Raw genomic sequence first — 19,275 nt, 5'->3', positions numbered from 1 at the left:
CCCGAGGCCCCCGCATCGACCGGACCAGCTACAAAGCCACCACCGGCATCGAAATCCTCGCGCCCGCAGGCCCTTGACGACACGCCCCAGCCGCAAACTTCACGGCCTTGGCTCTAGTGCGGGATCTCCAGCGGGTGCTCCGGCTTGGTGGAGTAGCCGTGGCCGATGAAGTCGATCGCGTAGCAGTTGAAGTGCTCCGCGTGCGCGGCCAGGTTGCGCACGTACGCCTCGGCGTGCCCGGTGATGCCGTGCAGCATCAGCAGCAGCGGCTTGTCGGGGCTGCCCGCCTGCAGGTACCGGGTCCGGTACGACGGGGTCCGCAGGAATCCCTGCCAGAACTCGACCTGCGCCAGGTCGGACCACACGCTCGTGTACGACATTCGTCTCTCCTTGCCTCTCGGTGGTCGGGTGGTCGGGCGTCCTCAGGCGGGGCGGGATCCCGTGGGGTGTTCGGCGAGGAAACCGAGGACCAGCCGGTCGAACTCCGAGGCGCGCTCGTGCGGCACCCCCAGCCCGGTGCGCTTGAACAGGTGCAGCTGGGCGTCCGGGATCCGCTTGAGCAGGAAGAGGGCGTTGTCGAAGCCCTGCACCCGGTTCTCGGTGCCCCACACGATCAGCGTCGGCACCGCGATCCGGTCCAGTTCCTGCCACAGCGGCTCGGCAGGCCCGCCCGCCGACTCGGCGGCGGCCCGGCGCTCCTCGCCGCCCGCGACCGACTCCCGGTACCGCTCCTCGACGAGTTCGTCGGTGACCAGCGCCGGGTCGTGCATCATCATCCGCAGGTAGGCGCGCATCTTCTCCCGCGACGGGCCCTCGCCCGCGTAGTAGGAGCGGATCGCCTTTTGCCCCTCGGACGGCATCGTGCTGAACAGCGGGACCCCGCCGGCGCTGGAGACCAGCACCAGCCGGTCCACGCGCTCGGGGTGGTGCAGCGCCATCGCGAGGGCGACCGCCCCGCCGGTGGCGAGGCCGACCACGCTGGCCCGCTCGATGCCCAGTTCGGTGAGCATCGCGGCGAACACGTCGGCGTACGGCCGGTACTTGCCGCCGGACAGGTCGATGGTGTCGGACCGGCCGTAGCCGGGCAGGTCGACGACCAGGACCCGGGCGTGCCGGGACAGGCCGGCGAGGTTGCCGCCGAAGTTGCCCCAGCCGGAGGCTCCGGGTGCCCCGCCGTGGATGCAGAGCAGCACCTCCGGGCCGGTGCCGGCCTCGTGGTAGTGCAGGCGGGTGCCGCCGACCGTGACGAAGCGGGAGGTGGACTCGCGGGTCGGGGCGACGCCGGCGAGCGGCTCGGTGGACATCAGACCTTCACCGCCGCCGGCATCTCGCCGCCGAAGAAGTCCATGCCGTACGCCTGGTACAGCGGGCCGGCGTAGTTCTGCACGTGGTGCAGCGCGCTCTGGCAGTCGCGCCACATCCGCTGCATCGGGTTGCGGGCGTGCAGCTGGGACCCGCCGCTGACCTTGAACACCTCGTCGGCGGCGGCCGCCGCCCGGTGCGAGGCGGAGATCTGGTTGCGGCGGATCTCGGCCCGCTCGGACAGCGTCAGCAGCCGGCCCGAGGAGACGATGTCGAAGGCCCGGTCCACGTCGTGCAGGACGTGCCGGAGACTGGCGTCGATGTCGGCGGCGGCCGGTCCGAGGGCCGACAGCTGGAACGGGTCCCGGCTGGCCGAGCCGAAGCGGCTCCCGCGCTCCCGGGTCCAGGCCAGGTAGGCGTCCAGCGTGCCCTGGGCCAGCGCGATCGTGGCCGTGGTGATGGCGCCGGAGAACACCACGTTGCGCGGCATCGAGTACAGCGGCACGTCCCGGCCGGCGACCAGCCCGGCGCTGCCGTCGGTCACCGGGTCGGTGCGGATCAGCCGGTGCTCCGGCACGAAGGCGTCCTTGACGACGATGTCCTTGCTGCCCGTGCCGCGCAGCCCGATCACGTCCCAGGAGTCGTGGACGATCTCGTAGTCCGAGCGGGGCAGGACGAAGTGGATCGTCTCCCGGTCGGTGACGTTGCCCTCCTGGTCGGTGATCAGACCGCCGATCATCACCCATCGGCAGTGGTCGGTGCCCGAGGAGAACGGCCAGCGCCCGCTGAACCGGTAGCCGCCCTCCACCGGCCGGGCCCGCCCCATCGGCGCGTACGGCGAGGCGACCCAGGTGTCGGGGTCCTCGCCCCAGATCTCCTGCTGCATCCGCCGGTCGCCCTGGGCGAGTTCGTGCGGGTGCACGCCCACCACGCCGGCGACCCAGCCGGCGGCGCCGTTGCGCCGGCCGATCTCGAAGACGGTGCGCAGGAAGTCGGACGGGTGGGACTCGTAGCCTCCGAAGTCGCGGGGCTGCAGCATCCGGATCACGCCGGAACCGCGCAGCGCGGCGGCGACCTCGTCGCTGGCCCGTCCGAGTTCCTCGGACACGGGTCCGTCGCTCTCCAGCAGCTCGGCGTGCTGCAGCACGCGGTCAAGCACGGCGTTCATGGCGCCCTTCCTCTCGGGTGTGGCGGTGGGGGGTGTGGCGGGGGGGCCGGGGTCAGTGGTGGTCGACGGCGTGGTGACCCCAGAAGTGGGCGGTGTCGTACCGCGTGGGCGTCCAGGTCGCGTCGTCGATCTTGATGCCGCCGGTGCCGAACTCCAGTCCCACGTCGGACGGGGTGAGCAGGTAGAAACTGACCATCCGGTCGTTGCTGTGCCGGCCGAACGTCTTCAGGAGCCGGTGCGGCTCGTCCTCGATGTGCTCCAGGGCCCGGCCGATCACGTCGAGGTCGGTCACCTCGAGCATGAAGTGGCCCACGCCCAGCGGGCGTCCGGGCACCTGCGGGGTGAACGCGAAGGAGTGGTGGCGGGGGTTGCAGTGCAGGAACGTCGCGGCCAGGCCCGGGGCGAGGTCGATGTGGTCGGAGAGCCGGAAGCCCAGCACGTCCGTGAACAGCGACTCGTAGCGGTCCCGGTCCGAGACGACCTGCAGGATGTGGCCGACGCCCTCGGTGCCGGCGACGAACTCGGCGCCGATCGGGGAGGCGAACCGCACCGAGGAGGTGCCCAGTCCCCAGAAGATCTCGTGGTCGTAGGCGTCGTCGGGGTCGCGGAAGCGGATCAGGTCGGAGACCATGCGCTCCTCGGCCACCTCGGGGCCCGGGCGGGTCACCTCGTACCCGGCGGCCGTCAGGCGCTCCCCCAGCTCGGCGAGTTCGGCGGGGCCCCTGGTCTCCCAGCCCACCGCGCTCACGCCACCGCGCTCGCCGGGGCGCACCTCGAGCCGGTAGGCCTTCTCGTCGATGCGGAACAGCAGGCGGTCGTCGCTGCGGCGGTCGGCCATGAGTCCCAGCACCCGCTGGCCGAAGTCCTGCCAGTGGTCGAGGTCGGTGGCGGTGAACTGCAGGTAACCGAGGGCGGTGACGCGGGCGGTCATGTCTCTCCCTTGCGGTCGAGCGTGCGGGCCGGGCTCAGCCGAGCACGCGGTCCTGGCCGAACCGGATCTGGATCAGGTCGGCGACCTCGGCGGCCCGGTCGCGCACCTGCGCGCTCCACCGGGCGACGGTCCGGCCGTCGGCGCCGGCCGGCGGGAAGGACATCCGGACCGCCAGCCGCGGGGTGCCGGCCATCGGCACGGCGACGGTGATGGAGCGGACGTCGTAGGTGCCGTCGGGGGTGAGGTCGGGCTCGTAGTAGTCGAGGCGGTCCAGGTGCATGTTGAGCACCTGGCGGTGGCGGCGCGGGGTCGGCTCGCCGTGGATGTAGCGGGTGACGTCCTGCCAGGTGTCCCGGTCCGGTGCGTGTCCGACCAGGCAGAGCGAGTAGCCCTGGACGGCGACCCGCTCCGCCAGCCGGCGGCAGTGCTCGCGCGCGGCCTCGTCCTTGCGGGGCAGCCGGTCGAGCCAGCGGGTCAGGCCCGCGTCGTCGCCGGGGTCGAGGTGGACGGCGCCGACGGGCGGCAGGTGCGGGAGCCGCAGCCCGATCTCGAAGTACGTGGGCGTCGCCGAGCCCCGCTCGGTGCCGATCACCACGTCGTGGTCGCCGATCGACGCGAGCAGCGACACGTCGGCCGACTCCTCGGCGGCCAGCGCGGCCAGCGGCTCCATCGCCGCCTCGCTGAGGCGGGCGGCCCGGATCAGCTCGTGCTCGCCCGGCACCAGGAAGGACGACGGCGCGAAGCCGCCGAAGCCGCCCTGGAAGAAGAGCAGGGGGCTGGTCGGGCGCTGCACCTGGAGCTCGTGCACCTCGCCGAGCACGATGTAGTGGTCACCGGCGTCGACCAGTTCGTGGTAGGAGCAGTCGATCCAGGCGACCGAGTCGTCCAGGATCGGCGCGCCCGACGGCGACGGCCGCCACGCCACGCCGTCGAACGACTGCGGGCCGCGCCAGCTCGTGACGAGGTCGGCCTGGTCGGCGAGCACGTTGACGCAGAAGGTGTCCGCCTCCCGCAGGCGGGCGAAGGTGCGCGAGGCGCGGTCCGGCATGAAGGACACCAGGGGCGGGTCGATCGAGACGGAGTTGAAGCACCCACTGCACCGAGGCCGACATCTCCGCCCAGCACATCGCCGCCGCCCGCGAACTGGGCATGGACGTCGCCGGGTTCCTGATGATGTCCCACATGACCGAGCCCGCGGAACTCGCCCGCCAGGCCAAGCTCATGGAGTCCTACGGCGCCCACGCGGTGTACGTCACCGACTCCGGCGGCCGGCTCACCATGGACGGCGTCCGCGACCGGGTCCGCGCCTACCGCGATGTCCTCGACCCGGCCACCGGCATCGGCATCCACGCCCACCACAACCTCGGCCTGGGCGTCGCCAACTCGGTCGTCGCCGTCGAGAACGGCGTCACCCGCGTCGACGCCTCCCTCGGCGGCCAGGGCGCCGGGGCGGGCAACTGCCCGCTGGAGGCGTTCGTCGCCGTCGCCGACCTGATGGGCTGGGACCACGGCTGCGACCTGTTCCCGCTGATGGACGCCGCCGACGACCTGGTCCGCCCGCTCCAGGACCGCGAGGTCCGCGTCGACCGGGAGACCCTCACCCTCGGCTACGCCGGCGTCTACTCCAGCTTCCTGCGCCACGCCGAGGCCGCCGCCCACCGCTACGGCCTCGACACCCGCGCCATCCTGGTGGAGGTCGGGCGCCGGGGCATGGTCGGCGGCCAGGAGGACATGATCACCGACATCGCCCTCGACCTCGCGGCGTCCCGCCCCGCCGGCTGACCGGGAGCGACCGGTGCCGGGCCCGGAAACGCGGCGGCGTGCGCTGCCCGGCCCGGGGCGCCGGCATCTCCCCGGCCGGCGGCAACCGACCGCGCCGCCACGGGGTCACGGCGTCCTCGCCGACGAGGCGTCAGGGCCGCACGACGGCCCGGACCGCTGCCCGGGCCGGGACGTGACCACCGCGGGGGCGCCACGGCGGGCAGGCCGCCGCCGACACGCGCGAGCCCCCGGCCCCGGGCACGCGCGGCGGCGGGTGCCCGGGGGCGAGGGCTGCGGGGGACGTCGGAATCAGTGGCGGGAGGCCGCGCGGGACCGACGGTAGAGGACGGCACCGCCCGCGATGAGGGCGAGGCTGGCGGCCGCGGCGCCGGCCATGTTCTCGCTGCCGGTCTCCGGCAGGCTGGGCGGGGTGGACGGCGGCGTCGTGGGCGGCGTCGTCGTCGGGGGGGTCGTCGGCGGCGTCGTGGGAGGCGTCGTCGGCGGGGTGGTGGGCGGCGTGGTCGGGGGCGTCGTCGGCGGGGTGGTGGGCGGCGGGGTCTCGCCGTAGCCGGGGGGCTCCTCGTTGGCGCAGGAGTTGCCGAAGACCGGGTTGAGCAGGCCGATCACGTTCACCGAGTTGCCGCAGGCGTTGACCGGCACGTCGACCGGGAGCTGGGCGTTGTTGCCGGAGCCGACGCCGGGCGAGCCCTCGGTGTAACCCTCGGCGGAGGTGCCGCCGCCGGGGCCGTACCCCTCGTCGCCCCCGTGCCCGTGGTGACCGGAACCGCCGTGCCCGTGGTGACCGGAACCGCCGTTCCCGTGGTGACCGGAGTCGTGGCCGGAGTCGTGACCGGAGTCGCCGCCCGGGCCGTACCCCTCGTCGCCGCCGTGCCCGTGGTGGCCGGAGTCGTGGTGGCCGCCGGGGGCACCGGGGGTGCCGTGGTCCGGCCTGCCGCTGTCCTGGTGCTGCTCCGACACGTTGGCGCACTCGTTGCCGAAGGCCGGGTTCAGTGCGGCGGCCACGTCGACCGTGTTGCCGCAGATGTTGACCGGGACGTGCACCGGGGCCTGGATGTCGTTGCCGGACACGACGCCCGGCGAGCCGTGCGCGGCGCCTTCCGCCTGCGAGTCGGCGAGGGCGGTGCCGCCGCACAGGGACAGAATGCCCGTCGCGGCGGCCGCCGCGACCATTCCCTTGCTCAGGGTCTGTCGCATTGTCGTTGTCTTCCTGCTTGAAGAATGGTGGAGAAGCGGTACGGCCGACCCGGGAACGATCACTGTTCGCCGGGCCGGCCGTGACGCGCGGCCGTGACGGCCGAGCGGGACATCGTCAGTCGTTCACGCACGCGTTGCCGAAGGCCGGGTTCAGCGCACCGAGCACGTTGACGGTGTTGCCGCAGACGTTGACCGGGATGTGGACCGGGACCTGGATCACGTTGCCGGAGAGGACACCGGGGGAACCGATCGCGGCACCCTGGGCGCCCGAGTCGGCGAAGGCCGGGGCGGCCATGCCCAGAGCCATGAGTGCGCCCGCGACGACAGCAGCGCTCTTCTTCATGAAGTTTCCCTTCTCTGCGGTCATGCCCGTGTGACGGCCTAAACCGAGCGAGCGCAGCTGGACGGCTCGCACCATGACCTGCAGCCTGCAAACGAGGAATTGACGGTCGAAGAAACGACGGAACGGGCAGGACCCGGTAATTCACCCGGATGCTCCACGCCACGTCGGTGACATACCTCCGAGCGGGCGGTGTCCACCGCCCGGCCGGCCCCACACGGGCCGCGTGCGGTGCGGCTCAGTCCTCGATGTTGGCCGACAGGACCGACAGGTCCTCCAGGATGTGCGACAGGGCGGCGTCGCCCTTCGCCTGGGTGGAGTTGTCGGCGCACTGCTGGTTCAGCTGGTCCGAGAGGACCGGCACACCCTGGACCGGGACCAGGTTCAGGACGGCGACGTTGACGTCGTCGACACCCAGGCACGGCTTGTTCAGCGTGCCGTCGACCAGCGCGAGCTGCGGGCTCATGTCGCCCTCGGTCGACGAGTTGCCGAACGCCGAGGAGGCGCCGTTGCCGTTGGCGACGTTGGGGCCGGAGTCGTCACCGATGGCCAGCGCCGTGGGAGCGGCCGCCACCGACATACCGATGACCGCCGCGGCGACCATAGCCTTCTTGAGCACTTCGCGTTCCTTTCCTCGTAGCGACGCATGTCGTAGCGACGCAAGTCCTACGGCCTCATCAACCGGTCCCATGGATTTTGGTTGCGGGCGTTCACCCGGTTGGCCCGCATGACTTTCCCGGGACCTGGGAAATAAGGGGCCTCCGCCGCCCAGCGGTCCATTTCTCATATGGGCCGACAACACACTCCGGTGTCCGCCGACGGGGTGAAGGGGAGAAACCCTTGCGGGTACGGGGAGTTGACCAGGTCGCCTCGGTGGACGGGGTTTCGTCAGAAAGGACTTGGCCAATGATCAAGAAGGCTATTGCCGTTGCGGCGATCGCCGCTTCCGCCATGGGCACCGGTGTCGCCATGGCGCCGCAGGCACTGGCGATCGGGGACGACTCCGGTCCGAGCGTCGCCAACGGCAACGGAGCGATGCAGAACTTCGGCAACTCCGCCACGTACGGCAACATGAGCCCGCAGATGGCGCTGATCCAGGGCTCCTTCAACAAGCCCTGCATCGCGGTCGACGACATCCCGGTCTCGGTGCTGAACCTCGTGCCGATCCAGGGCCTGAGCCTGCTGTCGGACGAGTCGAACCAGCAGTGCACCGAGAACTCCACGCAGGCCAAGCGCGACGGTGCCCTGTCGCACCTGCTGGAGGACGTGTCGATCCTGTCGGCCAACGGCGAGAGCTGAGCGGTTCACGACGCGCCGGACGGCGCACGACGAGGGCGGGGTCACCGGGTACGACCGGTGGCCCCGCCCTCGTCGTGCGCCCGGGGGCGGCGGGCGGTGCGGCACGCGGGGCGCCGCGGGCCGCTCAGGAGTAGAGCTGGTCGACGTCCGCCGCGAACGTCTGCTGCGCGGCCTGCCGTTTGACCTTCAGGGACGGGGTCAGCAGTCCGTTCTCCTCGGTGAACTCGCCCTCCACCAGCCGGAAGGCGCGGATCGACTCGGCGCGGGAGACCGCCTCGTTGGCGTAGTCGACGGCCTTCTGCACGTCGGCGCGCATCCGCGGGTCGTCGATCACCTCGGACATCGGGGTGTCGGCGGGCAGGCCCCGCACGGACAGCCAGTGGGCGACCGTCTCCGGGTCCAGGGTGATCAGCGCGCCGACGAAGGGCCGCTGGTCGCCGACGACGAGGCACTGGCCGACGGGCTGGCGGCTGCGCAGCCGGTCCTCCAGGACGGCCGGGGAGACGTTCTTGCCGCCGTTGGTGACGAGGATGTCCTTCTTGCGCCCGGTGATGGTGAGGTAGCCGTCCTCGTCGAGGGAGCCGAGGTCGCCGGTGGCGAACCAGCCGTCGTCGAGCACCTGTCGGGTGGCCTCGGGAGCGTTCCAGTAGGAGCCGAAGACGATGCCGCCCTTGATGTGCACCTCCCCGTCGTCGGCGATCCGCACAGCGGTGCCGGGCACGGGGAGGCCGACGGTGCCGGGGCGCGGGCCGAGCGGCGGGACGACGGTGGCGGCGGCGGTCGTCTCGGTGAGGCCGTAGCCCTCGTAGATGAGGATGCCGGCGGCGTAGAAGAAGAGGTTGAGGTCGCGTTCCAGCGGGGAGCCGCCGCTGATCGCGTACCGCAGGCGACCGCCGAGCTCCTTGCGGACGCGGCGGTAGACCAGCAGGTCGTAGAGGGCCCGCGCCGCGTGCAGGCCGGGGCCGGGGCCCTTGCCGCGGCCCCGGAGCCGGTCGAGGTGGGCCGCGCCGAAGCGGACGGCGACGCGGTGGGCGCGTTCGAAGGAGGCGCCGCGGCCGATCTTCTCGGCGGTGGCGCGGCCGGTGTCGTGGATCTTCTCGAAGAGGTAGGGCACACCGACGAGGAAGGTCGGGCGGAACGCCTTGAGGGCCGGGCGCAGTTCGTCCGGTCTGATGCTCGGGAAGTGGCCCACCTCGATGCGTGCCGACAGGCAGGCGATCTGGATCGTCCGGCCGAGGATGTGGGCGAGCGGGAGGAACAGCAGGGTGGAGGCGGTCTGGTCGGTCACCTCCTTGAAGACGGGGTGCAGCAGTTCGACCGTGTTGGCGGCCTCGGCGTGCAGGTTGGCGTGGGTGAGGACGCAGCCCTTGGGGCGGCCGGTGGTGCCGGAGGTGTAGCACAGGGTCGCGACGGAGTCCGGGGTGAGGGTGGTGCGGCGGCCGGTGACCTCCTCGTCGGGGACGTCCCGACCGAGGGAGGTCAGGTCGTTCAGGGCTCCGGCGTCGAGTTCCCGGACGCGGGGCCGTTCCGCGTGGTCCGCGGTGGCGGCGGTGACGGTGGCGGTGTTCTCCGCCGTCTCGGTGACGACGTGGCGGGCGCCGGAGTCGCGGACGATCCACTCCACCTGGTCGGCGGAGGACGTGGCGTAGACGGGTACGGTGACGCCGCCCGCCGACCAGACGGCGAAGTCCAGGACCGCCCACTCGTAGCGGGTGCGGGACATCACCGCGACCCGGTCGCCGGGCTCCACGCCGTCCGCGATCAGGCCCTTGGCGACGGCGGTGACCTCCCGGGCGAACTCCGCCGCCGTGACGGGGTGCCAGGCGCCGTCGCGTTCGCGGCGCAGCACGACGTCGTCGGGCGCCTCGGCGGCGTTGGTGTACGGGATGTCGGCGGTGCTGCCGGCCGTCGGCCGCGGCGCCAGGGGGGCCGCGCGGACCTCGCGGACGACGCCGTCACCGTCCACGGTGGTCTCGATGCCGGCGGGCCCCGTGAGGCCGGTGCGTCGTGTGGCTCGTTTCAGGTCCCTGCGTACGCCCATGGCGGCTCCCGGTCGCGGCTGGAGGCTCTCGTGCTGCTGCCGTGCTCTGCGAGTCTCTTACTTACTCGGGAGTAAACTTACCGGTGCGTAGCCGTCAGTCAATGGGCGGGCGACGTGAAGGGCACCGCGGGCGGCGGGCCGGGCGGACGGAGGTACGGGGCGGCGCGCGAACGGCGGGCCGCGGTGACGCGCCGGCCGGCGGGCGCGGCGGGCGGGGTTGTGCACCCGCACCCGTCTTCGCACCCGCGGCCGTACGCCGGCCCGGACAGGCCCGCGTCCCCGATCGGGCCCCGACCAGACGGGTCGGGTCCGGATGGCCGGGTCCGGACCGGTCCGGATCCGTCGCATCGCATCCGGTCAGGTCGGGTCAGGCCGCCCCGGGCGGCTCAGGTCAGCCGGTCCGCCGTGCGGATCGCCTCGGCCAGGTCGCGGACGGCGTCGTCCTCGGTCCGGGCGGCCAGGTCCGCGGCGCGTTCGGCGAGCGTGCCCAGGGCGGGCGCGCCCGGCAGGGCGCCGGCGCGGTCGGGGTGGCGGGAGCGCAGGGCCTCGGCGAAGTAGGCGGCGGTCGCGGTGACCGTGAGGCCGTCGCCGGAGCGCCACACGGAGGCGCCGAGGGCGTCCGTCTCCAGGTCCCCGGTCTCCTCGTGCGGGGCCCGGCTGTCGGGGTCGAGCCAGCGGACCGTGGCGGTGGCGAGGTGCCCCTCGGCGCCGGGCCGGGTGCGCACCGCGTACAGGGCGGTCACGGCGTGGCCGGGGCCGACCTCGCCGCCGTCGACCCGGTCGTCGCGGAAGTCCTCGTCGGCGACCCGGCGGTTGTCGTAGCCGACGAGCCGGAACTCGGCGACCGTCTCCGGGTCGAAGGCGACCTGGGCCTTGGCGTCCCGCGCGGTCAGGTCGATGTTGCGGGGCAGGTCCTCGCAGAACACCTCGCGGGCCTCCTCCTCGTCGGAGACGTACACGGTGTGGCCGTCGCCCCGGTCGGCGAGGCGTTCCATCAGGGCGTCGCCGTAGTCGCTGCCCACACCGACGCCGAACAGGGTGATGCCGTGCTCGCGGCGGGACGCGGAGACGCGTTCCAGGATCGCGTCGGCGTCCGTCTCGCCGGTGTTGGCGAGCGCGTCGGAGACCAGCACGACCCGGTTGGTGGCGCCCTTCCGCAGGCCCTCGACGGCGGTCTCGTAGCCGGTCTCGACGCCCGCGCCCAGGTTGGTGGACTGCGCGGGCCGCAGGCTGTCGACGGCGTCGTGGATGCGGTCGCGGTGGCCGCCGAGGCGGGTCATGGGCAGGACCGTCTCGGCCTCGTCGCTGAAGGTCACGACGGCCACCGCGTCGTCGTCCCGCAGCCGGTCGGTCAGGGTGGCCAGCGCGCTGCGGGCGAGGTCCAGGCGGCCGGGCTCGGCCATGGAGCCGGAGATGTCGACGACGAAGGTGAGGGAGGCGGGCGGGCGTTCGCCGGAGTCCTCGGCGGCACGGGTGGCCAGACCGACCCGGACCAGGGACCAGTCCTTCTCCGGGGTGCGGGCGCCGTCGACGGTGACCGTGAAGCCGTCCCCGTCGGGGCGTTCGTAGTCCTGCCGGAAGCTGTTGACGAACTCCTCGGGACGTACCGTCGACGGGTCGGGCAGCCGGCCGTCGGCCAGGGTGCGGCGGGCGTAGCCGTAGGAGGCGGTGTCGACGTCGAGGGCGAAGGTGGAGAGGTGGTCGGGCTCGGGGGCGATGTCCCGGGAGTCCTGCTCGCCCTCGCGCTGCCGGTCGGTGTCCCGGGGGCCGTCCGGCGCGGGGTGCGGGGCCGGGCGGTCGCCGCCCCGGTCGTAGGAGGAGTCCTGCGCCTTCCCCCCGGAGTCCCCCTGGGAGCAGCCGGCGAGCAGCAGGCCGCCCGCCGCCGTGAGGGCCAGGAGCGCGCCGCCCCACCTCCGCCCGCCCCGGCGCCCCCGCCTGCCGTGCCCCTGGTCCGCGTGTGCTCCGTGCCGCTCCATCGTCCGTGTCCCCTCCGCCGGTTGACGTCGCCTTCTGCGACTGTGACGGCCGGGCGGGCCGGAACGTGCGGTACGGGATGTTGCGGGTGCGTTGCGAAGCGGGCACGGAAGCCGCCCGCCGAGACCGGTGGGTGACCCTCCGTCGACCCGGGAGGGCCGGCCGGCGGGCGGCAGGGCGGGCTAGGAGACCACGTCCTTCCTGGTGAAGTGCCGGAAGGCCAGGGCGAACAGCACCAGGGCGTACGTGACCGAGACGGCGGAGCCCTGGATCATGCCGGACCACTCCGGGGTCGGCTGGACCGCGTCCGCCCAGGCGAACTGCCAGTGCGCGGGCAGGAAGTCGCGCCAGTCGCCGAGCGCGGTCACCGCGTCGAGGACGTTGCCGACGATGGTCAGGCCGACCGCCCCGCCGACCGCGCCCAGGGGTGCGTCGGTGCGGGTCGACAGCCAGAACGCGAGCCCGGCGGTCACCAGGTTGGAGACGAACAGGTAGGCCACGACCACCACGAGCCGCTGGGCCGCCGTGCCGGGGTCGAGCGAGCCGCCGGTGGGGATCTGCAACGGCCCCCAGCCGTAGGCGGCGGTGCCGACGGCGAACGCGACCACCGGCAGCAGCACCATCGCGGCGAGGCTCAGGCCCAGGCCGACGGCGAGCTTCGACCACAGCAGCCGCATCCGGGGCACGGGCGCGGCGAGCAGGTAGCGCAGCGACGACCAGCCCGCCTCGGAGGCGACCGTGTCCCCGCAGAACAGGGCGACCGGGATGACGAGGAGGAACCCGGCCGACACGAACAGGTTCACGGCGACGAAGTTGGCCCCGGACGCGGTGGCCGTGTCCATCAGGGTCACGCGGCCGTCCCGGCCCTCCGGTTCGCCGCCGATGGCGAACGCGACGACCAGCACGAACGGCAGCGCGGCCAGCACGGCGCCCATGACGAGCGTGCGGCGGCGCTTGACCTGGCGGACCAGTTCGACGCGCAGCGGCAGCGTGCGGCCCGCGCGGTAGCCGTCGGCGACCTCCGTGGGGACACCGGGCCCGGAGCCCCCGTCCGGCCCGCCGCGCCTGTCACGCCCGTCGTGCTCGCCGCGCCCGTCGTGCTCGTCACGCTTGGTGAGCGTGCTCATGCGGAACCTCCGATCAGGGTGAGGAAGGCGTCCTCCAGGCGGCGGTGCGGGCCCACCGACTCCACCGGCACGTCCAGCCGGACGAGGTCGGCGACCAGGCGGGCGGCGGTGCCGTCCCCGTCCAGCCGGACCAGCAGCCCGTCCTCGGCGCGCACGGCCGAGGCGACGCCCGGCAGCGCGGCCACCTTCTCGGCGAGCGGCTCGTCCACGGGGGCGGCGGTGCCGACCAGCAGGGTGTCGCCGGTACCGACGATCTCGTGCACCGGGCCCGCCTGGACGAGCCGTCCGCGGTCCATGACGACGAGGTGGGTGCAGGACTGCTCGACCTCCGCGAGGAGGTGGCTGGAGACGATCACGGTGCGTCCTTCGGCCGCGTAACGGATCATCACCTCCCGCATCTCGCGGATCTGGGGCGGGTCGAGGCCGTTGGTGGGCTCGTCCAGGATGAGCAGGTCGGGCAGGCCGAGCATGGCCTGCGCGATGGCGAGGCGCTGGCGCATGCCCTGGGAGTAGGTGCGCACCGCGCGGGACAGGGCGTCGCCGAGGCCCGCGATGCGCAGCGCCTCGTCGAGGTGGGCGTCCTCAGGCGGGCGGCCGGTGGACCGCCAGTACAGTTCCAGGTTCTCCCGGCCGGACAGGTGCGGCAGGAAGCCCGCGCCCTCCACGAACGCGCCGACCCGGGACAGCACCGGCGCGCCCGGCCGCACCGCGTGGCCGAAGACCCGGATCTCGCCGGCGTCCGGCGTGATCAGGCCCATCAGCATCCGCAGGGTGGTGGTCTTGCCCGCGCCGTTCGGGCCGAGCAGGCCCAGGACCTGGCCCCGCTCGACGCGGAAGGACAGGTCCCGCACGGCGTACCGGTCGGCGGAGCGGGCGTAGCGCTTGCTGAGTCCGGTGATCTCCAGCGGCAGTCCGGCCCGTTCGGGGTCGGGGGCCGGGGCCGTGGTGCGGCGGCGGCCGGTGAGGACCAGGGCCAGGGCGACGACGGCGCCGACGGCCGGCAGCCACCACACCCAGGCGGGCAGCGGCGCCGCCGCGGTGGTCACACCGGGTGCGGTGGGCACCGTCAGGTACCCGTCCACGGAGACGGTGTAGGTGGCGGGCGCGGCCGGGGAGGCGTAGCCGAGGTCGGTCGAGGCGACGACCAGGCGGAGGCGGTGGCCCTTGCGCACCTCGTGGTCGACGGCGGGCAGCGTGACCGTGACGTCCTGGCCGTCCTCGGCGTTCTCGACGCGCAGCGGGGTGACCAGCTGGGAGGGCAGCACCTGCTGCCGGCCGCCCGGTCCGACGTCGTAGAGCTTGCCGAACAGGACGGCGTCCTCGGAGGTGGACCGGACGCGCAGGGTGACCTGCGGGGAGCCGGTGATGCGCAGATCGCGGTGGAGCGGCTCCGACTCGAAGCGGGCGTGCTGGCCCGGGAAGTCCAGCGAGACGCCGACCCCGAGCGAGGAGAGCTGGGACAGGCCGCCCCCGGCTCCGGAGAGGCCCGGGAGGGCGGACACGGCCGGCGGGTTGGCCCCCGCCGGGTTGGCGAAGCTCTGGTCGACACCCTTGAGGGCGACGGTCTCCGGTCCGCTGCTCAGACCGGGGTACCGGTCGGCGCTCGCGCCGCGCAACCGGGCCTGCCCGTCGGTGGAGTCGACGCCCCCGGTGCGGCTGACGCGGAAGGCGGGGCCGGTGTCGGCGTTCTCGTCGCCCTTGAGGTGCCGGTCGAACCACGCGCGGACGCGCCGCTCGACGCGCTCGGTCTCCGGGGCGCCGCCGTCATGGCCGCCCGCGATCCAGTCGACGCTGACGGGGGCGCCGTTGGCGCGGATCGCCCGCGCGGCGGTGTCGGCGTGGCCGAGCGGGAACAGCGAGTCGGACTGGCCCTGCACGAGGAGCGCGGGCACGTCGATGCGGTCGGCGACCGCGGACGGCGAGCGTTCCTCCAGCAGGTCGCGGGCCTCGGCGTCGGGCACCCCGGACTCGGCGACCCGCTCGTACATCGCGCACAGTTCGGGCTCGAACCGTGCGCAGCCGCCGCCGGAGGTGATGAACATCCCGGCCCACAGCTTCTTGAACACGCCGCCCGGGAAGAGCGCGTCGGCGAGGTCGAAGTAGGTGATGGACGGGGCGATGGCGTCGACCCGGTCGTCGTGACCGGCGGCGAGCAGGGCGATGGCCCCGCCGTAGGACCGGCCGGCCATGCCGACGCGCGGGTCGCCGTCCGCGTCGAGCCGGACCTCGGGCTGCTCGGCCAGCCAGTCGAGCAGCCGGGACACGTCGGCGACCTCGCCCTCGGGGTCGTTCAGCCCGATCTTCCCGGTGGACTTCCCGAAGCCGCGGGCGGACCAGGTGAGGACCGCGTACCCGTCCCGGGCGAGGTCCTCGGCCTGCTGCCGCACGTCCTTCTTGCTCCCGCCGAAGCCGTGCCCGAGCAGGACGGCGGGCCGGCGGCCCTCCGGTCCGGAGGTGAAGTAGGAGGTGTCGATGCGTACTCCGTCGTCCGTGGCCACGGTCCGGTCCACGCGCTCGACGGGGGCGGCCTCGTCCTCGGAGGCGACGGCGGTCCACGTCCCGGCCCCGGCGAGTACGACGACGGCCGCCGCGGCGGCGGCCCACCGCCGGCGGCTCCCGCCGCCTCGCGCACGGGCCCGCTGACGGAACGTTCGGAAGTCCATCCTGGAACCCTAAGCGAGAGCGCGGCGCCCGCCGGATGCCCCCAGGGGGATACCGGTCCCCACCCCGGGTCGTACACCGGCCCGCCGGAGTACACCGGATGCGGTACGCGGGGTGGTGTGGGGTGGGGAGGAAGGGGCGGGGAGGGGGCCGGCGGGCCGCGGGTTGGCGGGCCGGGAGCCGGTGCGCCCCGGATTGGTGGGCCGGGGGCGGCCCGGAGCCCCGGATCGGTGGTGGCCGGGCCGGGGCTCCTGTGTACGGGGGCGAGCCGTGCGCGTCAGCCCACGCGACGCGCCCTGACGCCGTCGGCCTCGAAGTCGTAGACGCGGTTGTTGATGCGCAGACCGTCGACGGCGCCGATCCACATGTGGTCACGTCCCTTGCCGACCGCGGCCGTGAGGATCGTGGCCTCGTCGCCGCCGTCGTCGAGCGACGCCTTCAGTTCGTCGAAGGTGCACTGCTCGGCCTGGTTGCAGACGGTCTCGTTGCCCGTCAGGTACCAGTAGCCGGTGGTCGTGGCGTCGAGGAACGGGCTCCAGCGGTTCGTGACCGGGGAGGCGTCCGGCACCCACACCATCGTGGAGTAGTTGTCCATCGGGTGGGCGCTCAGGTTCGGGTCGATCTCGAACCTGATGTTCGGCATGTTCTCCGGGCCGCCGTAGGTGACGTTCTCACCGGTCTGGAAGACGTGGAAGCCCAGCCTGTTCAGGTCGCGGACCCGGTCGCCGAAGAAGTCGACCTCGTTGCCGAAGTCCACCTTCTCGCTGGGCGGGCTCAGCGTGGTGGAGTTGTCGGCCACCTCGATGCCCAGGCTGCCCTGGCCGTAGGGCGGACGGGCGGACGGGCCCGTCACGCCGAACGAGCCGAACGGGCCGTCCCGGAGCGCGGCGACGGGCGAGCCGATCGTGTTGCGGGTGATCACGCCCCAGTGGTCCGCGCGGGTGGCGTTCCCGTTGCCGTCGTGGTTGCCGTTCGGGTCGCCGTCCGCGGAGGCGGGGGCCGCCCCCAGCAGCGTCGCGGCGGCGATCGCGGCCACCGCCGCGGCCACCGCCGTCCTGCCGCGTCTCATGCCGAAGCGCATGTTCACACTCACTCCTTGCCTGTGGTCGAGGGCCGGGCGACCGCCCGGCCGACGGATCGGTCACGCGCCGACGTCCGGTCGAACGCGCGCCCGCCACAGCGTCCTGGTGAAGGAAGGGTGAAGATGCGACGACATGCTTGCGTTTCGCCCAATTGCTCCGATCAACACATCGGATGGGCGGAGAGTCCGCCGTCGGAGTGCTCCTGGCTCGGCCCGGTGAACGCCCAGAGGGCCGGGGCCGTGCGGGTGAGCACGGCCCCGGCCCTCGGGGCGTCGGTTGGGGGGGTGGGTGTGGGCGGGTCGGGGGCCGGTGGGGGGCCGGCCCGGCGGAGCGGGTGAGGGGAGGCGCGGGACTCCGGCCGGGCGACGGGCGGGCCGGGCGACGGACGGACCGGGCGACGGACGGACCGGGCGACGGACGGTCAGTGGTTGCGTGGGAAGCCGAGGTCGACTCCCGCGGGCGCGTCGGCCGGGTCGGGCCAGCGGGTGGTGACGACCTTGCCCCGGGTGTAGAAGTGCGTGCCGTCGTTGCCGTAGATGTGGTGGTCGCCGAAGAGGGAGTCCTTCCAGCCGCCGAAGCTGTGGTAGCCGACGGGGACCGGGATCGGGACGTTGACGCCGACCATGCCCGCCTCCACCTCCAGCTGGAAGCGGCGGGCGGCGCCGCCGTCCCGGGTGAAGATCGCGGTGCCGTTGCCGTACGGGGAGGCGTTGATGAGGTCGACGGCCTCCTCGTAGGTCTCGGTGCGCAGGACGCACAGGACCGGGCCGAAGATCTCGTCCTGGTACGCCTTGGCGGAGGTCGGCACCTTGTCCAGCAGCGAGATGCCGATCCAGTGGCCGTCCTCGTACCCGTCGACGGTGTGCCCGGTGCCGTCCAGGACGACCTCGGCACCCTCGGCGGAGGCGTTCCGCACGTACGAGGCGACCTTGTCGCGGTGGGCCTTGGTGATGAGCGGGCCCATCTCGGACGTGGGGTCGTCGCCGGGGCCGATCTTGATCTTCTCGGCACGCTCGCGGATCTTCTCCACCAGGGTGTCGCCGATCGCGCCGACGGCGACGACCGCGGAGATCGCCATGCACCGCTCGCCCGCGGAGCCGTAGGCCGCCGAGACGACCGCGTCGGCCGCCGCGTCGAGGTCGGCGTCGGGGAGCACCAGCATGTGGTTCTTGGCGCCGCCAAGAGCCTGCACGCGCTTGCCGTTCGCCGAGGCGGTGGTGTGGATGTAGCGGGCGATCGGTGTGGAGCCGACGAACGACACGGCCTTGACGTCGGGGTGCGCGAGGAGGCGGTCCACGGCGAGCTTGTCGCCGTGGACGACGTTGAAGACACCGTCCGGCAGCCCGGCCTCGGTCATCAGCTCGGCGAGCCGGACCGCGGCCGACGGGTCCTTCTCCGACGGCTTGAGGACGAAGGTGTTGCCGCAGGCGATGGCCAGCGGGAACATCCACATCGGCACCATGGCCGGGAAGTTGAACGGGGTGATGCCGGCCACCACGCCCAGCGGCTGGCGGATGGACGCCACGTCGACGCGGCTGGCGACCTGGGTGGACAGCTCCCCCTTGAGCTGGACGTTGATGCCGCAGGCCAGGTCGACGATCTCCAGGCCGCGGGCCACCTCGCCGAGGGCGTCGGAGTGCACCTTGCCGTGCTCGGCGGTGATCAGCTCGGCGATCTCGTCACGGTGCGCGTCGACCAGCGCGCGGAACCGGAACAGGACGGAGGTGCGGGTGGCCAGCGACGACTGGCTCCACGACCGGTAGGCGTCCTGGGCGGCGGCGACCGCCGCGTCGACCTCCTCGACGGAGGCGAAGGCGACCTTCGTGGTGACCTCGCCGGTCGCCGGATTCGTCACCGGCCCGTGCGTACCCGAGGCGCCTTCGGCGGTCTTCCCGCCGATCCAGTGGTTGACGATCTTCGTCATGACCGAGAACTCCTTACGCAAGGGGGCGGCGTCGGGTGGACGTGCCGGGTGTACGGCTCGCGTGCCCCTGACCGGTGACGACCGGACCTCCGGCCGCGCCGCGGTCCCGGGCACGGTTCCATCCCAACAGGTGCGGACGGACGGCGCTCCCGACACAGTGTCGGCCGTTGCGGCCCGCTGATAGACACATCTGCGGCGACACGCCCGACGACGAGCACCGACCGGCACGGGGACCGACCGGGCGGGAGGGAGGCGTGCGGGGACCGGGCGGGAGGGAGGGGTGCGCGGACTGGGCGGGAGGGAGGCGTGCGGGGCCGTCCGGGAGCGAGGCGTGCGGGGGCGCGGGGCGGCGGGAGCGCGGGACGGCGGAAGCGGAGCCCCCTGGTGCCGGGCGCCGGGCGGCGGACGCCGGACGCCGGGGCGCGGGGCGACGCGGGCGCGGGGTGGGGC

At 73.5% G+C, this 19,275-nt stretch carries 15 protein-coding genes and 1 pseudogene; 2 read left to right on the top strand and 14 right to left on the bottom strand.

The window, feature by feature from the left end; translation table 11 throughout:
* Positions 1-113: 113 nt before the first annotated feature.
* The 5 genes from AC02VZ_RS25210 to AC02VZ_RS25190 are packed head-to-tail and all read right to left on the bottom strand — an operon-like array spanning position 114 to position 4,449.
* Positions 114-380 (bottom strand): alpha/beta fold hydrolase, encoded by a 267-nt coding sequence (locus AC02VZ_RS25210; RefSeq protein WP_476476477.1) that lies wholly within the window; start codon positions 378-380, stop codon positions 114-116.
* Between the two features lie 42 nt (positions 381-422).
* On the bottom strand, positions 423-1,304 hold the full coding sequence (locus tag AC02VZ_RS25205) for an alpha/beta fold hydrolase (protein ID WP_476476476.1): 882 nt from the start codon (positions 1,302-1,304) through the stop codon (positions 423-425).
* Positions 1,304-2,470, bottom strand: coding sequence for an acyl-CoA dehydrogenase family protein (locus tag AC02VZ_RS25200; protein ID WP_476476475.1), 1,167 nt, complete (start codon positions 2,468-2,470; stop codon positions 1,304-1,306). The genes AC02VZ_RS25205 and AC02VZ_RS25200 overlap by 1 nt, the downstream gene beginning before the upstream one ends.
* Before the next feature lie 52 nt (positions 2,471-2,522).
* A complete protein-coding gene (locus AC02VZ_RS25195; protein WP_476476474.1) occupies positions 2,523-3,401 on the bottom strand; it encodes a VOC family protein in 879 nt (292 codons plus the stop codon).
* A gap of 34 nt (positions 3,402-3,435) precedes the next feature.
* Complete coding sequence (locus AC02VZ_RS25190; RefSeq protein ID WP_476476473.1) at positions 3,436-4,449, bottom strand: flavin reductase family protein; 1,014 nt, start codon at positions 4,447-4,449, stop codon at positions 3,436-3,438.
* A 38-nt stretch (positions 4,450-4,487) separates the two neighbouring features.
* Here AC02VZ_RS25190 and dmpG point away from each other — a divergent pair.
* A pseudogene (gene dmpG / locus AC02VZ_RS25185) lies at positions 4,488-5,183 on the top strand (4-hydroxy-2-oxovalerate aldolase); the annotation flags it as partial.
* A gap of 288 nt (positions 5,184-5,471) precedes the next feature.
* Here the strand turns inward: dmpG and AC02VZ_RS25180 are convergent.
* The 3 genes from AC02VZ_RS25180 to AC02VZ_RS25170 form a co-directional block, all read right to left on the bottom strand.
* Complete coding sequence (locus AC02VZ_RS25180; protein WP_476476472.1) at positions 5,472-6,377, bottom strand: chaplin; 906 nt, start codon at positions 6,375-6,377, stop codon at positions 5,472-5,474.
* A 115-nt stretch (positions 6,378-6,492) separates the two neighbouring features.
* Positions 6,493-6,720 (bottom strand): chaplin ChpD, encoded by a 228-nt coding sequence (chpD, locus tag AC02VZ_RS25175; RefSeq protein WP_362090237.1) that lies wholly within the window; start codon positions 6,718-6,720, stop codon positions 6,493-6,495.
* A gap of 235 nt (positions 6,721-6,955) precedes the next feature.
* Positions 6,956-7,336, bottom strand: coding sequence for a rodlin (locus AC02VZ_RS25170; protein ID WP_432055457.1), 381 nt, complete (start codon positions 7,334-7,336; stop codon positions 6,956-6,958).
* A 287-nt stretch (positions 7,337-7,623) separates the two neighbouring features.
* Here AC02VZ_RS25170 and AC02VZ_RS25165 point away from each other — a divergent pair, with 287 nt between their 5' ends.
* The gene (locus AC02VZ_RS25165) at positions 7,624-8,016 is read left to right on the top strand and encodes a rodlin (RefSeq protein WP_432055458.1); all 393 of its coding nucleotides are present in this window, start codon (positions 7,624-7,626) and stop codon (positions 8,014-8,016) included.
* A gap of 124 nt (positions 8,017-8,140) precedes the next feature.
* Here the strand turns inward: AC02VZ_RS25165 and AC02VZ_RS25160 are convergent, their stop codons facing one another.
* From AC02VZ_RS25160 to mmsA, 6 genes are all read right to left on the bottom strand, one after another.
* On the bottom strand, positions 8,141-10,057 hold the full coding sequence (locus AC02VZ_RS25160; RefSeq protein ID WP_476476471.1) for an AMP-dependent synthetase/ligase: 1,917 nt from the start codon (positions 10,055-10,057) through the stop codon (positions 8,141-8,143).
* Between the two features lie 386 nt (positions 10,058-10,443).
* A complete protein-coding gene (locus AC02VZ_RS25155; RefSeq protein ID WP_432055460.1) occupies positions 10,444-12,033 on the bottom strand; it encodes a vWA domain-containing protein in 1,590 nt (529 codons plus the stop codon).
* A 180-nt stretch (positions 12,034-12,213) separates the two neighbouring features.
* On the bottom strand, positions 12,214-13,158 hold the full coding sequence (locus AC02VZ_RS25150) for an ABC transporter permease (RefSeq protein ID WP_432055461.1): 945 nt from the start codon (positions 13,156-13,158) through the stop codon (positions 12,214-12,216).
* Complete coding sequence (locus AC02VZ_RS25145) at positions 13,155-15,821, bottom strand: CocE/NonD family hydrolase (protein ID WP_476476470.1); 2,667 nt, start codon at positions 15,819-15,821, stop codon at positions 13,155-13,157. The genes AC02VZ_RS25150 and AC02VZ_RS25145 overlap by 4 nt, the downstream gene beginning before the upstream one ends.
* Positions 15,822-16,096: 275 nt before the next feature.
* Positions 16,097-16,900, bottom strand: a complete 804-nt coding sequence (locus tag AC02VZ_RS25140; RefSeq protein ID WP_432055463.1) for a hypothetical protein — start codon at positions 16,898-16,900, stop codon at positions 16,097-16,099.
* A gap of 422 nt (positions 16,901-17,322) precedes the next feature.
* Entirely contained in the window at positions 17,323-18,825 is a 1,503-nt protein-coding gene (gene mmsA / locus AC02VZ_RS25135; protein WP_476476469.1) for a CoA-acylating methylmalonate-semialdehyde dehydrogenase, read from the bottom strand.
* Between the last annotated feature and the right edge of the window lie 450 nt (positions 18,826-19,275).

The organism is Streptomyces sp. 3-6, from assembly GCF_056323165.1.
The sequence above is the reverse complement of the archived record's forward strand: the minus strand, read 5'-3'. Positions and strand labels throughout refer to the sequence as shown.

What these genes read in the sequence shown, in the direction of transcription:
- AC02VZ_RS25210 (WP_476476477.1), bottom strand. Translation starts at nt 380, where the DNA reads ATGTCGTACACGAGCGTGTGGTCCGACCTGGCGCAGGTCGAGTTCTGG.
- AC02VZ_RS25205 (WP_476476476.1), bottom strand. Translation starts at nt 1,304, where the DNA reads ATGTCCACCGAGCCGCTCGCCGGCGTCGCCCCGACCCGCGAGTCCACC.
- AC02VZ_RS25200 (WP_476476475.1), bottom strand. Translation starts at nt 2,470, where the DNA reads ATGAACGCCGTGCTTGACCGCGTGCTGCAGCACGCCGAGCTGCTGGAG.
- AC02VZ_RS25195 (WP_476476474.1), bottom strand. Translation starts at nt 3,401, where the DNA reads ATGACCGCCCGCGTCACCGCCCTCGGTTACCTGCAGTTCACCGCCACC.
- AC02VZ_RS25190 (WP_476476473.1), bottom strand. Translation starts at nt 4,449, where the DNA reads ATGCCGGACCGCGCCTCGCGCACCTTCGCCCGCCTGCGGGAGGCGGAC.
- AC02VZ_RS25180 (WP_476476472.1), bottom strand. Translation starts at nt 6,377, where the DNA reads ATGCGACAGACCCTGAGCAAGGGAATGGTCGCGGCGGCCGCCGCGACG.
- chpD (WP_362090237.1), bottom strand. Translation starts at nt 6,720, where the DNA reads ATGAAGAAGAGCGCTGCTGTCGTCGCGGGCGCACTCATGGCTCTGGGC.
- AC02VZ_RS25165 (WP_432055458.1), top strand. Translation starts at nt 7,624, where the DNA reads ATGATCAAGAAGGCTATTGCCGTTGCGGCGATCGCCGCTTCCGCCATG.
- AC02VZ_RS25160 (WP_476476471.1), bottom strand. Translation starts at nt 10,057, where the DNA reads ATGGGCGTACGCAGGGACCTGAAACGAGCCACACGACGCACCGGCCTC.
- AC02VZ_RS25155 (WP_432055460.1), bottom strand. Translation starts at nt 12,033, where the DNA reads ATGGAGCGGCACGGAGCACACGCGGACCAGGGGCACGGCAGGCGGGGG.
- AC02VZ_RS25150 (WP_432055461.1), bottom strand. Translation starts at nt 13,158, where the DNA reads ATGAGCACGCTCACCAAGCGTGACGAGCACGACGGGCGCGGCGAGCAC.
- AC02VZ_RS25145 (WP_476476470.1), bottom strand. Translation starts at nt 15,821, where the DNA reads ATGGACTTCCGAACGTTCCGTCAGCGGGCCCGTGCGCGAGGCGGCGGG.
- AC02VZ_RS25140 (WP_432055463.1), bottom strand. Translation starts at nt 16,900, where the DNA reads ATGCGCTTCGGCATGAGACGCGGCAGGACGGCGGTGGCCGCGGCGGTG.
- mmsA (WP_476476469.1), bottom strand. Translation starts at nt 18,825, where the DNA reads ATGACGAAGATCGTCAACCACTGGATCGGCGGGAAGACCGCCGAAGGC.